The organism is Streptomyces sp. NPDC047515 (assembly GCF_040643055.1).
Classification (GTDB): domain Bacteria; phylum Actinomycetota; class Actinomycetes; order Streptomycetales; family Streptomycetaceae; genus Streptomyces.
On sequence record NZ_JBEYTM010000033.1, the window covers coordinates 16110 to 30396 of the forward strand.

The window sequence follows — 14287 nt, forward strand, 5'->3', positions numbered from 1 at the left end:
GTCCCTACGTTCCTGCGCCTGGATGGCATACGGACGGCATACGGACGGCATACGGCGGGCCACCGGATGCCGCCGGGCGTAAAGATCCGACGCCACGCTGGGCTTCGCTGGTTTGAGTACGTTGTCAGTGGGTCAGTGCACTATCGGGGTGGGAGGTGGCGTGATGATGACGCGCGCGGCGTACGACTGCGATGTGCTGGTGATCGGCGGCGGGATCGTCGGCCTGTCGACGGCGTATGCGATCACGCGCACCGCTCCGGGCACCCGGGTGACGGTGCTGGAGAAGGAGTGGGGCCCCGCCCGTCACCAGACCGGGCACAACAGCGGAGTGATCCACAGCGGCATCTACTACCGCCCAGGCTCGCTCAAGGCCCGCTACGCGGTGCGTGGCGCCGCCGAAATGGTCGACTTCTGCGCCGAGCACGGCATCGCGCACGCGGTGACCGGCAAGCTGATCGTCGCGACCGAGCGGTCCGAGCTGCCCCGGCTGCACGCGCTGGTCCAGCGCGGCCGGCAGCACGGGCTGCCGGTGCGCGAGCTGGGGCCCGCCCAGATCGCGCAGCACGAACCACAGGTCCACGGGCTCGCGGCGATCCGCGTCGGGACGACCGGGGTGTGCGACTTCGCGGCGGTCGCGGCGCGGTTCGCCGCCGAGGTGAATGAGGCGGGCGGGGTGATCCGTTACGGGGCGGAGGTCACGGCGATCGACCGGCGCCCCTGGGGTGTGGCGGTGCGTACGGCGGACGGTCCGGTGGTGCGGGCCCGGGTGCTGGTCAACTGCGCGGGGCTGCACAGCGACCGGGTGGCGCGGCTCGCGGGCGACGATCCGGGGGTGCGGATCGTTCCCTTCCGAGGGGAGTACTACGAGCTGGCGCGGCCGGAGCTGGTGCGCGGCCTGGTCTATCCAGTACCCGATCCGGCGTTCCCGTTCCTCGGTGTGCATCTGACCCGCGGCCACGACGGCAGTGTCCACGTCGGGCCGAACGCGGTGCCGGCGCTGGCCCGTGAGGGGTACGACTGGCCCGTCGTGCGCCCCCGTGAGCTGGCGGACGCCCTGACCTGGCCGGGCACCTGGCAGATCGCGCGCAGACACTGGCGGTACGGGGCGGGCGAGGTGCGCCGTTCGCTGTCGAAGCGTGCGTTCACGACGGCCGTGCAGCGACTGCTGCCCGAGGTCACGGCGGCCGATCTGCGGCCCGCCGCGGCCGGGGTCAGGGCCCAAGCCGTGCTGCGGGACGGCACCCTGGTCGACGACTTCCTGATCCGTGAGGCCCCGCACACCGTTCACGTGCTGAACGCTCCGTCGCCCGCCGCGACGGCCTCCCTGCCCATCGGGCGGGAGGTGGCACGCAGGGCACTGCTCCGGGCACAGGGGACGGGGTGGAGACCGCCCGCCGTAGAATCGGGGCATTGTGTCTGAGTCCTTGAATCCCTCCGCGAACCACTCGGCGAGTCCCTCCGCGAGCCCGTCCGCGCATCCTTCCGCCCCGACGCCCGGCCAGGCCGCGGCCGGAGCGAGCAGCGCCTCGGCCGAGCCCGGCATTGCCTCCTCGGCCGAGCCCGCCTCCTCCCCCGCGGCGGGGATTCCGGACGATCTGCGCGCCGCCTCCTTCGAGCGGCAGCGCAGGCTGCGCCAGGAACCACGCTTCCCCGGCGGACCCGCCATCGACCCGGCCGGATCGCATCACGAGCGCCGAATCCGCAGCTTCCAGCCGCGCCGCAGCCGCGTCACGCCCGGCCAGGAGGACGCCCTGCTGCGGCTCTGGCCGAAGTGGGGCCTGGACATCGACGGGCAGCGCGTCCTCGATCTGCCCGAGCTGTTCGACGGGCTCCCGGCCGTGCTGGAGATCGGTTTCGGGATGGGTGAGGCCACTGCACAAATGGCGGCCGACGACCCGGGCACGGGCATTCTCGCCGTCGACGTGCACACCCCCGGCCAGGGCAATCTGCTGGGCCTCGCGGACCGGAACGGCCTGACCAACATCCGGGTCGCGAACGGTGACGCGATCATCCTGCTGCGCGAGATGCTGAAGCCCGACTCGTTGGACGGGCTGCGCGTGTACTTCCCCGACCCGTGGCCCAAGAAGCGCCATCACAAACGACGCCTGATCCAGCCGGAGTTCCTCGACCTGGCGGCCCAGCGGCTGAAGACGGGCGCCGTGATCCACTGTGCGACCGACTGGGAGCCGTACGCCGAGCAGATGCTGGAGGTGCTGACCGCGCACCCCCTCTTCGAGAACACCCAGGCGGACGGCGGGTACGCGCCGCGGCCGGCGTCCCGGCCGCTGACCCGGTTCGAGGGCCAGGGCCTCGACAAGGGCCATGTCGTGCACGACCTGCTTTTCGCCCGCCGCTGACGTCCACCCCTGACGTCCACTCCTGACGTCCGCTCCTGACGTCCGCTCCTCACGTCCCCTGACGGCGGCACCGGCCTCCGGGCGGGAGCCGGCCGACCCGGCGCCCCATGGCCAGGTGTCAGTGCTGCTCGTTAGGGTCATCGGGTGGTGTCCGACGGGTCTGTCCAGCAGCGGCAGTCACAGCCGGCCGTCCCCCTGCTTGAGGAGCAGCGGGTCGGCGAGATCCTGGCTGCCGTGCCGGAGCGCAGGCACTGGCGCTACCGGCCTCGCCGCGTCGGCATGGTGTGGCGCAGCAGGACCTTCCGCATCGTCGCCGTGTTCACGGTGCTCGCGCTGTGCGGCCTGGCGATCCTGGCCCTGGTCCGTGACCAGACCGGCACGGAGGGGTTTCTCGTCGGTCTGGGCCTCGCCGTGCTGCCCGTCCCGCTCCTGATGGCGGCGTTCCGCTGGCTGGACCGGGTCGAGCCGGCGCCCTGGCGGAATCTGTTGTTCGCCTTCGCCTGGGGCGCGTTCGCGGCCGCCCTGGTCGCGATCCTCGCGAATTCGTTCGCGACCCACTGGATAGCCACGGCCACCGCCGACCCGTCGCACGCCGACACCCTCGGCGCCACGGTCATAGCGCCGGTCGTCGAGGAGAGCGCCAAGGCCGCGGCCGTGCTGCTGATCTTCCTGTTCCGAAAGCGGGAGTTCAACGGGATCGTCGACGGCGTCGTCATCGCCGGCTTCACCGCGAGCGGCTTCGCCTTCACGGAGAACATCCTCTACCTGGGCAACGCCTTCGGCGAGGACCAGCAGATCGGCACCTCGGGCGTCGTCTCGGTGACGGCCGCGACGTTCTTCGTGCGGGCCGTGATGTCGCCGTTCGCGCATCCGCTCTTCACGGTGCTGACCGGAATAGGCTTCGGGCTCGCCGCGGCCAGCGCTCGGCGGCGTCGGATCCGCCGCCTCGCTCTGCCGCTGCTGGGCCTCGTTCTCGCCATGGGCATGCATGCCTTGTGGAACGGTTCGGCGACCGTCGGTCCGTACGGCTTCTATGCCGTGTACGGCGTGTTCATGGTCCCGGTCTTCGGCCTGGTGACCTGGCTGGCGATCTGGTCGCGCCAGCGGGCGCTCCGTACGCTCTCCGCCGAGCTGCCCGCCTATGCGGCGGCCGGCTGGCTCACCCCCGCCGAGCCGCTCGCCCTCTCCTCGATGCGGGCCCGAGGCATGGCACGCGACGCGGCACGCCAACGGCACTCCCTCGCGGCCCGGGGAAGCTGGATGAGCCCGTACGGACCCGCATACGCGCCGACTTCGCCGACTTACGGACCAGGACCGGGATACGGACCGGGACACGGACCAGGACCAGGACCGGGACACCCGCAGGCGCACACGTCGGCATACGGACCGGGACACGCGCCGGGGCACGGGCAGGGATACGCGCCGAGGCCCGGGACGGGACGTGTTCCGGCGAGCGGACCGTCGGCCCAGGTCAGGGCTCGTGCCAAGGCGCAGGCCAAGGCCCACGGCAAGGCTGCCGCCCGCGCCGTCGCCGAGTACGAGTCGTTCGCGACCTCGCTGGCCTCGCTGCGCAGGCAGGCCCGCCGCGGGGCCGCGGGTGCGGACTTCGCCGAACGCGAGCTGGAACTGCTGCACCATCTCTGGCAGCGCAGGGACGTGGCCGCTCCCGCGCTGACGTACGCGGCGCAGGCGACGGGCCGTCTGCGCCCCCACCGGCCGCCACCGGGCCCGTACGCTCCCCCGTTCCCGCAGCACACGCAGTACGGCGGCCACGGCTACAACCCCTATCCGGCCCCGCACCAGCCACCGCAGCGGAACCAGTAGGCGGGTCGCGGTCAGGACCGAAGCGATCGTCCGCCGCGCAAGGAGGGCGATGGACGGGCCGGTCGCGGCCGGGATGAACCGTCCCTCTCGCGCGAACGCCCCGGCAGCGCTGCGCTACCGGGGCGTTCGCGAACGGACGACCGCGATCCTGGACGACCGGGCGCTCCCCGTCAGGCGGATGCCTCGGTGAGTTCCGCCAGGTCCTGCTCGGTCAGCCGGAGGTCGGCGACGGCCACCAGCGCGGGCAGCTGTTCGACGGTGCGGGCCGAGGCGATCGGCGCGACGACGGTCGGCCGGGACGCGAGCCACGCCAGCGCGACGGTCGCGATCTCCGCGTCGTGCTCCTGGGCGACCTTGTCGAGCGCGGTCAGGACCTTCTGTCCCCGCTCCGACTCCAGATACTGCCCCGCCTTCTCCGCCCGAGCGCTCTCCACCGAGGCACCCGGACGGTACTTGCCGGTGAGGAACCCGGAGGCCAGGGCGAAGTACGGGACGGCGGCGAGCCCGGCCCGAGCGGCCGTCTCCTGAAGTTCGCCCTCGTACGTGTCGCGGGAGACCAGGTTGTAGTGCGGCTGCAGGGCCACGTAACGGGCCAGCCCCGCGCGCTCCGAGAAGTCCAGGGACGCCTGGAGCCGCTCGGGGCTGATGTTGGAGGCGGCGATCTCCCGGACCTTGCCCTCCTTCACCAGCTGGTCGAGGGCGGTGATGATCTCCTCGACCGGGACGGTCTCGTCGTCGAAGTGGGTGTAGTAGAGGTCGATGTGGTCGGTGCCGAGCCGACGCAGCGACGCCTCCGCCGCGGCCTTGATGTTCGCGGCGGCGAGCCCCTTGTACGAGGGGTGGGCGCCGACCTTCGTCGCGACGACGATCTCGGACCGGTTGGCACGTGTCGCGAGCCACTTCCCGATGACGGTCTCCGACTCGCCGCCCTCATTGCCCGGGATCCAGGCCGAGTAGGCGTCGGCGGTGTCGATGAAGTTGCCGCCCGCCGCGGCGTAGGCGTCCAGCACGGCGAACGACTGCGCCTCGTCGGCCGTCCAGCCGAAGACGTTGCCGCCGAGGGCGAGCGGGAAGACCTGGAGGTCGGAAGGGCCCAGCTTACGAAGAGAAGTCATATGTGGATCAACGGACACCAGCGGTTCCGCTATTCCGGCAGCCCGCCATTCAGGCAGGCCCGTCGATTCCACCGGCCCACCGATCCGCCCGGCCCGTCGCTCCGGCCGGCCCATGCCCGTCCGGCCCACCAGCCGCCATTCCACCCGGCCCACCACCCCATCGGCCACCGATCCGCCCGGCCCACCCCTCCGGCCGGAGCGACTGTGCCGACAGACCGGCAGCCCTGGCGTCGGGGGGAGAGCGTCAGGGCTGCCGGGTTTCAGTGGCCGGCGAACCGGCTCGGATCACGCGGGCCGCGAGGCGGCCGGTCGATCAGGGGTTGAGGCCCTTGTCGTGCAGCCAGGCCATCGGGTCGATACCCATACCGGCCGGGGTGTGGACCTCCAGGTGGAGGTGCGGGCCCGTCACGTTGCCGGTCGCACCGACCCGGCCGATGGTCTCGCCGGTGGTGACCTCCTGGCCGACGCTGACACCGATCGAGGACTGGTGGCAGAACCAGAGCTCCGTACCGTCTTCGAGCTCCAGCACCGTGCGGTAGCCGTACGAACCGGACCAGCCGGCCGACTTGATGGTGCCGCCGTGTATGGCCTTGATCGGGGTACCCGTCGGCGCCGCGAAGTCGAGGCCGGTGTGGTAGCCGGAGGACCACATCGAGCCGGCCTCGCCGAAGGTCGAGGTGATCGTGTACGAGGTGGTCGGGATGGCGTAGCCGGCGGCGAGCTTGGCGAGCCGAAGGGCCTCCGCCTTCTTCTTGGCCTCTTCCTCCGCCTTCTTCTTCTCGGCGGCGACCTTGGCCTCGGCCGCGTCCTGCTGCTTCTTGGCTTCGGCGGCGGCCTTCTGCGCGGCCTCCTTCTCCTGGGCGGCCCTGGCCTCGGCGTCGGCGGCGTCCTGCTGCTGCTCGGCCTGCTGGAGGATACGGGCGCGGAGCACCTCGCCCGCGTCCGTCGTGCCCTGCTGGGCCTCGGCGGTGGTGATGCCGGCGGTGGTGAGCGGCGCGGACGCGGCGACGGTCTCGGCCTTGTCGGCTTCGGACTCGCCGGAGAACAGGGAACCCACGCCGGGAAGGGACTTGGCGTCGGGCAGATTGTCCGCGATGGAATCGGGAAGGGAGATGGAGACCGCCGGCTTGCTCTGTGCGGTGGCCATGCCGCCCGCACCGACCGCCGCGATGACGCCGACCCCGAGCACGGTGGAGCTACGGGCAAGTCCGTTGCGCTGCTTGGCGACGCGGTGCTTGCCGCGCACGGGGCGGACGGACTCCTCGGTGGGGTTCCACTCGTCCCGGCTTCGTTCGGGCTCGCCGTCGCCGTCGGCGCGGAATTCCCTGCGGAGCTCTGCCGAGTCGCCGGACCCACCGAACTCACCGGACCCACCGGCGAAGTCGCCGCCCGGCTCGGTGCCGTAGCCGGTGCCGAACGCCGTTCCCGTCCCGGCGGTTCCGTAACCGGCATCGGAGGCGAAACCGGGGCCGTAGCCGGTGTCGGAGCCCAGTCCGGCGTCAGAGGCGAAACCCGGGCCGTGACCGGGGCCGTAGCCGTAGTCAGATCCGGAACCGGAGCCGAAGTCGACACCGGGGCCGGAGTCGACACCGGGGCCGAAGTCCGAGGTGAACCGCACGGGGGCCTCGGGGGCAGGCTTGTTGGACGCCACGGGGGCGCACTCCTTTCCTTCCTTCTCGCCTACCGGGTTAGCTGACGGGTTCGGAGCAGGAAGGTCTCCTACGGGCGCCTCTGCCTCTCGTGAGACACAGGTGTCCGATTCACCCCATGTAGGTGGTTCCCCGGTTCCCTTGCGGAATTCGGCGCTCGCGCACGGTGCCGCCACTGACGACGGCTGGGACGACCGCGCTGCGTTATCGAACGTTAATAGACACCCGGGCCCGATTCCAAGCCGTTCCCACTGATCGTTCACGACTTTGGCCTGGACTTTACGGGACATACCCGGGTGGAATCGGATGAGTTGATCGACCCTCAGCCATTACCCGACGTCTGACGTTGCGTCAAATATTATGCGGAGCGGCGCCCTTCGGTTACGGACGGTGGCATGCCGTGCCCGAGACTCCGCCCGGTCCGCACCACGCGCCCGCCCCACCCGTCACATCGTGTCCAGACCCACGATCTTCACGGTCCTGCGCCGGTGCGGTTGCCCCTCCGCAGGACGTACGACCGCGAGCAGCGCCATGTCGTCGGTCGTCTCGCCGCCCGTGTGCCGCCGTACGTCGTCGGTCAGGGCGGACAGCAGTTCCTCGGGGCCCGGAAAGATCCGCCCGCGCAGCCGCGCCGCCGGATCGTAGAAGACCCCGTCGGCGTTGCGCGCTTCGGAGAGGCCATCGGTGTAGAGGAGCAGCGTCGTCCCCGCCGGCAGATCCCATTCGTCCGCCCGGTCGGGCCACACCCCCAGATCCATCCCGAGCGGCAGCGCGGGCACCGACGGTCCCAGCACATCCAGCGCCCCGTCCGGATGCAGCAGGATCGGCTCGGGGTGGCCGCGGTTGACGATCCGTACCCGCGACAGCCCGGACGGGATCTCGGCCAGTACGGCGGTGATGAAGCCCTCGACGGCGTCCAGCCCGCCCCGCCCCGTTCCCTCGCGCGCCAGCGCCCGCTCCAGCCGCTGCGCCACGCCCTCCAGCGAACGTTCCTGCTCGGCCGCCTCCCGGAACGCGCCGATGATCACCGCCACCGACTCCACGGCGTCGAGCCCCTTCCCCCGCACGTCCCCGACCACGAGCCGCACCCCGTGCGGGGTGTCCGCCACGGCGAACAGGTCACCGCCGACGAACTCGTCCGCCTGCGCCGCCACGTACCGCGCCGCCACATGCAGCCCGCCGATCCGGTCGGACGGCTTCGGCAGCACCGCCCGCATGGCGGTCTCCGCGATGACCCGCGCGGAGGCCAGTTGCTCGCTGCCGCGCCGCACGACCCCGTTGATGACGACCGCGAGGACCGACACCGTGGCCAGGGTGAGCAGCTCGATCAACGGCACGACCTGCGGCAACGTGTTGCTGTGCAGCCTCAGCGCGACGAGGGCCAGGAGCGAGGCGACGGCGGTGAGGATGGTGCCGGACAGCGAGAAGAACGGCGCGGCGATCAGCGGCGCGGCCACGAACAGCGGAATGGCGGTGAAGGGCGGCGGGGTGAGGAAGTCGAACACCAGCCCACCGACGATCATCAGGGCGGGCAGCGCGCGGACGAACCGCCGAGTGCGGACGCCACCCCCGGCATGTCTGCCGTGCCGCTTCAGCCGCTTCCACACCTGTGGTCTCCTGCCCGGTACGCGCACGGCTGCGGACGGTACCGCGCCCCACCCCAGGCTCACCTGAGCGAAGGCGCGCGGCGACTCCTCATCGGCCAATGGGGGTACGCGTGGTCCAGCTCACACACCGTCCGCCCCGCCCCTTCGCAAGCCCGAGGTCCGGGAACCAAGAACCGCTGACCGGGAACCGGCGGCGACGCGAACGGCGCCCCGGACGGCTACGGGGAAATGATTCAGGCCCGGCACGCTGTGTGCGTGCCGGGCCTGAATCTTCAGTAGCGGGGACAGGATTTGAACCTGCGACCTCTGGGTTATGAGCCCAGCGAGCTACCGAGCTGCTCCACCCCGCGTCGATGAACACAACTCTACGCCATGTCCGGCGCGCTCATGACCACTCGGCGAATCTCCCGCGTCCCGCCGCCCCTTCGATCCGGCCCCGGAGATCAATTCGTCTCGGTGATACGGGGAGCGGCCTTCCCGTCGACCGCCGGTGACTTCATCGCGCTCGCGCCGCGCTGCAGCGAATGGAGGATCGCCAGCCCCTGGCCGACCACGCCCGCAGCCATCTCATTGACACCGCTGGTGCCGTTGAGAACGGTGAGGTCGGCCCCCGACATGCCGCGCGCCGCCGCGTCGGCCAGCGCCGGCAGGTTCTCCACGACGCGGTTGGCCGCGATGAGCTCCTGGTTGCCGTCGCGCAGCGAGGCGGCGCGCACGCTGTTGGCGTCGGCCTGGGCCTGGGCGATGGCCCGCTCGGTGTACGCGTTGCCGTCGGCCTCGAACTTCACCCGGTCACGGGCCGCTTCCGCGAGGGTGCGCTGCCGGTACGCCTCGGCATCCGCCGGACGTCGGACCTCCGCTTCGAGCCGCTGCGCGGCGAGCGCGGCCTGCCGTTCGGCCAGCGCGGTCTGCTCCTCGATGACCTCGTGCGAGGCCTGGGCCTGCGCGAGCGGCCCGGCCTGCGCGGCGCGGGCGTTGTACTGCTCGGTCTCGGCGAGGAAGCCCGCCCGCTTGATCGCGGTGTCACGTTCGTACTCCGCCTTGAGCGCGGCGGCCTGCTGCTCGCGCTGACTGGCTTCCTGGTCGGCCTTGGCCTCGGCGATCCGGGCCTGGCTGGCGACCGCGGCGGCGTGCGGGGCGGCGAGGTTCTTGATGTAGCCGGTGGCGTCGTCGATCTCCTGGATCTGGAGGGCGTCCACCACGATGCCGAGCTTCTCCATCTCGCCGTGGCTGCCCGCGATGACCTCCTGCGAGACCCGGTTGCGCTCGCGGATGATCTGCTCCACGGTCAGTCCGCCGACGATGGAACGCAGGTGCCCGGCGAAGATCCGGCCGACGAGCTCCTCCATCTGCTCCTGCTCCGTCAGGAATCGGCGCGCCGCGTTGGCGATGGACACGGCGTCGTCGCCGACCTTGAAGACCGCGACGGCCCGGACGTTGAGGCGGATGCCCTGCTGGGTCACGCAGTCCTCGGTGATCTCCGCCTCGCGCAGCGCCAGGGAGAGCATGCGCGCCTTCTGTTTGACCGGGAGCACGAAACTGCCGTGGCCGGTGACGATCCGGAACTGGGTGTCCAGGGTCTGCCCCTTGGAACCGGATATGAGCATCGCCTCGTTGGGGGCGGGAACATGCCAGAAGAACATCGGAAGACTCCTGCCGTAGGTCACTGCTCAAGGCGGGTGTGCCCCTGCTCCGCTCAGGGCGGCAGGCGCTCCACGATCACCCCGCGTGCCGAGACCGAGTCGACGACAATGACGCGCACATCCCTTTCGATCGACGTCGTCGACCATGCGGTGTAGGCCTCCGACCCGCCCCGTACGGCCACCAGCACTTCGCCCGGACCGTCGGGAGGGATCGGCACGGTGACGCGGCCGATCGCCCCGACCGGGCTCAGGGCGGACTCATCCGCCCTGTTCATGCGCCCTCGCGAGCGTCCCAGCGTGCGCCTGCTCACGCCGCCGCTCGCGCCGCTCTCCGCGTCGCTGCTCACGCCGTTCACGCCGCTTCATGACCACGAGGCGACCCCGCCTCCTGGAGGCCGGAGCCTCCCTCGACGTTTCCACGGTACTCCGCACCCGCCCTCCGAGGAGGGTCTCGAACAACAACGAGCGAGGGCGGATATGGGGTGATATGACTGATTTACCTTTCAGTCAGTCGACGCGATGACTCGCGGTGATAGGGGAGCGGACTGTGGACAAGTACCCCCTGCTCGATCTCTTCTGGACCATGCTCTGGTTCTTCCTCTGGATCATGTGGCTGTTCCTGCTCTTCAAGGTCATCGCCGACATCCTCCGCAGCGACGACCTCGGTGGCTGGGGCAAGGCGGGCTGGCTGATCGTGGCCCTGCTGCTGCCGTACGTGGGCGTCCTCGTGTACGTGATCGTGCGCGGCAAATCCATGGGGAAGCGGGACGTCAAGGAGGCGCAGGACCGGGAGGCGGCCTTCAAGGCGTACGTACGGGAGGCCGCCGGCGCCTCCGAGGCGCACGCTCCCAAGGAGGGCAAGCACGTCGACGACCTGACGAAGCTCGCCGAGCTCAAGGACCGGGGCGCCATCACGGACGAGGAGTACCAGCGGGCGAAGACGAAGCTCCTCGTCTGAGCAGAGCCGCCCTGTCCGTGACGCGCATGTCTCGCTCCCCCCGGTCCGGCGGACTGGCACGGCCCCCGGACCGCGGGGAGGCTTGAGACATCAGCCCACGGCGGCCGCCCCCGGTCCCGGGGTGCCGGAGGACCCGGTGCACGCCCCCGGCGCACTCCGACGGCCCGACGGGGGATCGGGCGGGGGCAGCGGTCCGCATCGAGGTGAGCAGGGAGATGGCCGGACCATGAACGGCACCGCGCTCGACACCCTGGACGCGATGCGGGCCGCGCTGCGCGGACCCGTCATCGCTCCGCGGGACCCGGAGTACCGGACGGCCCGCACGATCTACAACGCCATGATCGACAGACGTCCGGCCGCCGTGGTGCGATGCGGCGACGCGGCGGACGTCATGGCCGCGGTCGATTTCGTCCGGGACGAGGGTCTCGTGGTCGCGGTCCGCGGCGGCGGTCACAGCGGCGCCGGCCTGTGCCTGGTGGACGACGGAGTCACCATCGACCTGTCGCCCATGCGCTGGGCGCACATCGACCCCGGCACGCGACGGGCCACGGTCGGCGGCGGCGCCACGCTCGGCGACCTCGACCACGCCGCCCACGCCTTCGGCCTGGCCACCCCCACCGGAATCCTGTCGAACACCGGCGTCGGCGGCCTCACGCTGGGCGGCGGCCACGGCCACCTCACCCGCAGATACGGGCTGACGGTCGACAACCTGCTGACCGCGGACGTGGTCCTGGCCGACGGCACCGCGGTGACGACGAGCCCCACCGCCCACCCCGACCTGTTCTGGGCGCTGCGCGGCGGGGGCGGGAACTTCGGCATCGTCACCTCCTTCACGTTCCGGATGCACCCGGTGGACACCGTGGGCGTCGCCATCACCGTCTGGCCGGTCGACCGGACCCCCGACGTACTGCGCTGGTACCGCGACTTCCTGCCGGCGGCCACCGAGAACCTGAGCGGCTTCTTCGCCGCGCTCACCGTGCCGCCCGCTCCGGCCTTCCCCGAGGAGATCCACGGCCAGAAGATGTGCGGTGTCGTGTGGTGCTGGACGGGCGCCCCCGACCTCCTCGAAGCGACCCTGAGGCCCGTGGCGGACCCCGGCCCGCCCGCCTTCCACTTCGTGGCGCCGATGCCCTATCCCGCCCTGCAGTCCATGTTCGACGAGCTGCTTCCCTCCGGCCTGCAGTGGTACTGGCGCGGCAACTTCTTCGATCGGATCACCGACGACGCCATCGCCGTCCACGCCAAGTACGCCGAGAGCCTCCCCACCGGCCTGTCGACCACGCACCTCTACCCGGTGGACGGCGCCGCGCATCGGCCGGGCCCCGACGACACGGCCTGGGCCTACCGGGACGCGGTCTGGTCCGGTGTCATCGCGGGCATCGACCCGGACCCGGACAACGCCGAGACACTCAGGCAGTGGTGCGTCGACTACTGGGAGGAGCTCCACCCGCACTCGATGGGCGGTACGTACGTGAACTTCATCGGCGCGGGCGAGACCCAGGACCGGGTGCGCGCCACCTACCGCGACCACTACGACCGCCTGGCGGCCGTCAAGCGCACCTACGACCCGTACAACCTCTTCCACGCCAACCAGAACATCGAGCCGGCGGCCTGACGCGTCCGCCGCTCCTCGCCCGCGTACCGGCGACCACCCGTCGCCGGCACAGCCGTCAGCCTCTCGTGGCCGCCGCAGCCCCGCTCATCCTCTCCGCGACACGGACAGCCGGTCGCGCACCATCGGCCTCGTCGACCCGGTCGTCGAAACCTCCGACATGAACAGCGAACGCGACCAGCCTTCCCTGCCCCGAGCGGGCGTACGAGATGAACCAGGCGCTCGATTCATCCCCGTACGAATGCGCGGGCGGAACCCATCCGGTTTTGCCGCCGATCACCGCGCCCGGCGCACCACCACGCTCGGTCACCGCACCGGATGCCGATGTCTTCAGGGCCGACTGCAACTGCTCGGCCGTCCCCTGCCCGATGATCCGCCCGCCGGCGGCACGCCGCGGCTTCTCCGCACGCCCGTCGGCACGGACCACCTTCGAGACCAGTTGGGGATCGACACGCTTCCCGCCGTTGGCGATCACGGCCATGACCCTGGCCATCTGGACCGGCGTGGCGGTGACCCCACCTCGTCCGGTGCCGATGAGCGCCGCGTCCGTCCCGCCGACGTCCCCCTCGGGGCAGTCGCTTCTCCCCACCCGTACGGGGACGAGCAGCGCGTCGTCATTGAAGCCGAAGGCCTTCGCCGTCGACACGAGACGGGGCTGCCCCACCTCAACAGCCATGGCCATGAAGACATTGCGGCACGAGTACCGCAGAGCGGTCCGGATGGAGGCGTTCCGGCAACGGGCGGGGCCGCTCGGCAGCTCCGTGCCGCTCCCGGGCAGGGCGTACGGGAGCGGACTGCGGGTGGTCTCGTCCACCGACGCGTACACGCCCTGCTCAAGGGCGGCGGCCGCCACGACGACCTCGAACGTCTCGTCCGGCGCGACGGCCTCGCGAAGTGCCCGATTGAGCAACGGCTCGCCCTGATCACCCGTCAGCCGCTGCCACGCCTCGCCGTCCGCCGTGGAGTTGCCTGCGAACGACGACGGATCGTACGAGGGCGCGCTCACCAGAGCCAGAAGGCGCCCGCTCTCGGCATCCATGGCGACAGCGGCGCCCTTGTGGCCCCGCAGCCCGTCACCGGCCGCCCTCTGCACATCCGGATCGATCGTGGTCATCACCTCGCCGGCACTTGACCTACCATCACCCGGACGGGGCGTCAGCACACCGTCGTACACCGCTTCGAGCCCTGCCTTCGCGAAGGCCATGGACCGGTAGCCCGTAACGGCGGAGTACAGGTCACCGTCCACGTATGTGCGCCGATACGGGAACTTCGCGTTCCCGGAAGGCTTCGACCCGGTGACCGCCCGCCCGCCGACGAAGATGTCGCCCAGCCCTTCGTGCCGCGCACCCGTCGTCGACGACGGCGAGGGATTCCCTCCGGCGGATCCACCCGGCGGACCGGGTTCCGTTCCGGCCGAACAGCCCCAGACAGGAGCGATGAGCAGGGCGAGAAGGGCGGCGCGGGCGGCAAGGCGTCTGTTTGGCGAGGGCATGACGATCACCCTCTCAGCCCAGAGAGAGCG

11 protein-coding genes, 1 tRNA gene and 1 riboswitch are annotated in these 14287 nt (G+C 71.2%); of the genes, 5 read left to right on the top strand and 7 right to left on the bottom strand.

The annotated features are described in order from the left end of the window. Positions 1-163 precede the first annotated feature (163 nt). The 3 genes from lhgO (at position 164) to ABZ826_RS24835 (ending at position 4181) form a co-directional block, all read left to right on the top strand. Positions 164-1420, top strand: a complete 1257-nt coding sequence (gene lhgO, locus ABZ826_RS24825; RefSeq protein WP_361452275.1) for an L-2-hydroxyglutarate oxidase — start codon at positions 164-166, stop codon at positions 1418-1420. 121 nt (positions 1421-1541) lie between these two features. Beyond that, entirely contained in the window at positions 1542-2357 is an 816-nt protein-coding gene (gene trmB / locus ABZ826_RS24830) for a tRNA (guanosine(46)-N7)-methyltransferase TrmB (protein WP_361452417.1), read from the top strand. A 147-nt stretch (positions 2358-2504) separates the two neighbouring features. After that, positions 2505-4181 (top strand): PrsW family intramembrane metalloprotease, encoded by a 1677-nt coding sequence (locus tag ABZ826_RS24835; protein ID WP_361452277.1) that lies wholly within the window; start codon positions 2505-2507, stop codon positions 4179-4181. Between the two features lie 170 nt (positions 4182-4351). On the opposite strand, the gene ABZ826_RS24840 is transcribed toward ABZ826_RS24835, so the two are convergent. The 6 genes from ABZ826_RS24840 to ABZ826_RS24865 all read right to left on the bottom strand — a co-directional run bounded on the left by ABZ826_RS24840 (position 4352) and on the right by ABZ826_RS24865 (position 10551). Further along, complete coding sequence (locus ABZ826_RS24840; protein WP_361452280.1) at positions 4352-5296, bottom strand: aldo/keto reductase; 945 nt, start codon at positions 5294-5296, stop codon at positions 4352-4354. A 313-nt stretch (positions 5297-5609) separates the two neighbouring features. Further along, the gene (locus tag ABZ826_RS24845) at positions 5610-6947 is read right to left on the bottom strand and encodes a M23 family metallopeptidase (protein ID WP_361452283.1); all 1338 of its coding nucleotides are present in this window, start codon (positions 6945-6947) and stop codon (positions 5610-5612) included. Between the two features lie 11 nt (positions 6948-6958). Further along, positions 6959-7111, bottom strand: a riboswitch (cyclic di-AMP (ydaO/yuaA leader). Between the two features lie 280 nt (positions 7112-7391). Further along, positions 7392-8552: a PP2C family protein-serine/threonine phosphatase gene (locus tag ABZ826_RS24850; RefSeq protein ID WP_361452286.1), complete on the bottom strand. Its 1161-nt coding sequence runs from the start codon at positions 8550-8552 to the stop codon at positions 7392-7394. A 276-nt stretch (positions 8553-8828) separates the two neighbouring features. After that, positions 8829-8902, bottom strand: a tRNA-Met gene (locus ABZ826_RS24855). A gap of 93 nt (positions 8903-8995) precedes the next feature. After that, the gene (locus ABZ826_RS24860; protein ID WP_361452289.1) at positions 8996-10195 is read right to left on the bottom strand and encodes an SPFH domain-containing protein; all 1200 of its coding nucleotides are present in this window, start codon (positions 10193-10195) and stop codon (positions 8996-8998) included. 53 nt (positions 10196-10248) lie between these two features. Next, complete coding sequence (locus ABZ826_RS24865; protein ID WP_361452292.1) at positions 10249-10551, bottom strand: hypothetical protein; 303 nt, start codon at positions 10549-10551, stop codon at positions 10249-10251. A gap of 191 nt (positions 10552-10742) precedes the next feature. Between ABZ826_RS24865 and ABZ826_RS24870 the strand changes: the two genes are divergently transcribed. Both ABZ826_RS24870 and ABZ826_RS24875 read left to right on the top strand, forming a co-directional pair. Next, the gene (locus tag ABZ826_RS24870) at positions 10743-11153 is read left to right on the top strand and encodes an SHOCT domain-containing protein (RefSeq protein ID WP_361452295.1); all 411 of its coding nucleotides are present in this window, start codon (positions 10743-10745) and stop codon (positions 11151-11153) included. 226 nt (positions 11154-11379) lie between these two features. Then, complete coding sequence (locus ABZ826_RS24875; protein ID WP_361452298.1) at positions 11380-12768, top strand: FAD-binding oxidoreductase; 1389 nt, start codon at positions 11380-11382, stop codon at positions 12766-12768. Positions 12769-12823: 55 nt separating this feature from the next. Here ABZ826_RS24875 and ABZ826_RS24880 read toward each other — a convergent pair whose 3' ends face one another. Then, positions 12824-14257: a penicillin-binding transpeptidase domain-containing protein gene (locus ABZ826_RS24880; RefSeq protein WP_361452301.1), complete on the bottom strand. Its 1434-nt coding sequence runs from the start codon at positions 14255-14257 to the stop codon at positions 12824-12826. Between the last annotated feature and the right edge of the window lie 30 nt (positions 14258-14287).

Bases quoted from the DNA above. Each gene is read 5' to 3' on its own strand.
- ABZ826_RS24880 (WP_361452301.1), bottom strand. From the start codon at position 14,257: ATGCCCTCGCCAAACAGACGCCTTGCCGCCCGCGCCGCCCTTCTCGCC.
- ABZ826_RS24875 (WP_361452298.1), top strand. From the start codon at position 11,380: ATGAACGGCACCGCGCTCGACACCCTGGACGCGATGCGGGCCGCGCTG.
- ABZ826_RS24860 (WP_361452289.1), bottom strand. From the start codon at position 10,195: ATGTTCTTCTGGCATGTTCCCGCCCCCAACGAGGCGATGCTCATATCC.
- lhgO (WP_361452275.1), top strand. From the start codon at position 164: ATGATGACGCGCGCGGCGTACGACTGCGATGTGCTGGTGATCGGCGGC.
- ABZ826_RS24840 (WP_361452280.1), bottom strand. From the start codon at position 5,296: ATGACTTCTCTTCGTAAGCTGGGCCCTTCCGACCTCCAGGTCTTCCCG.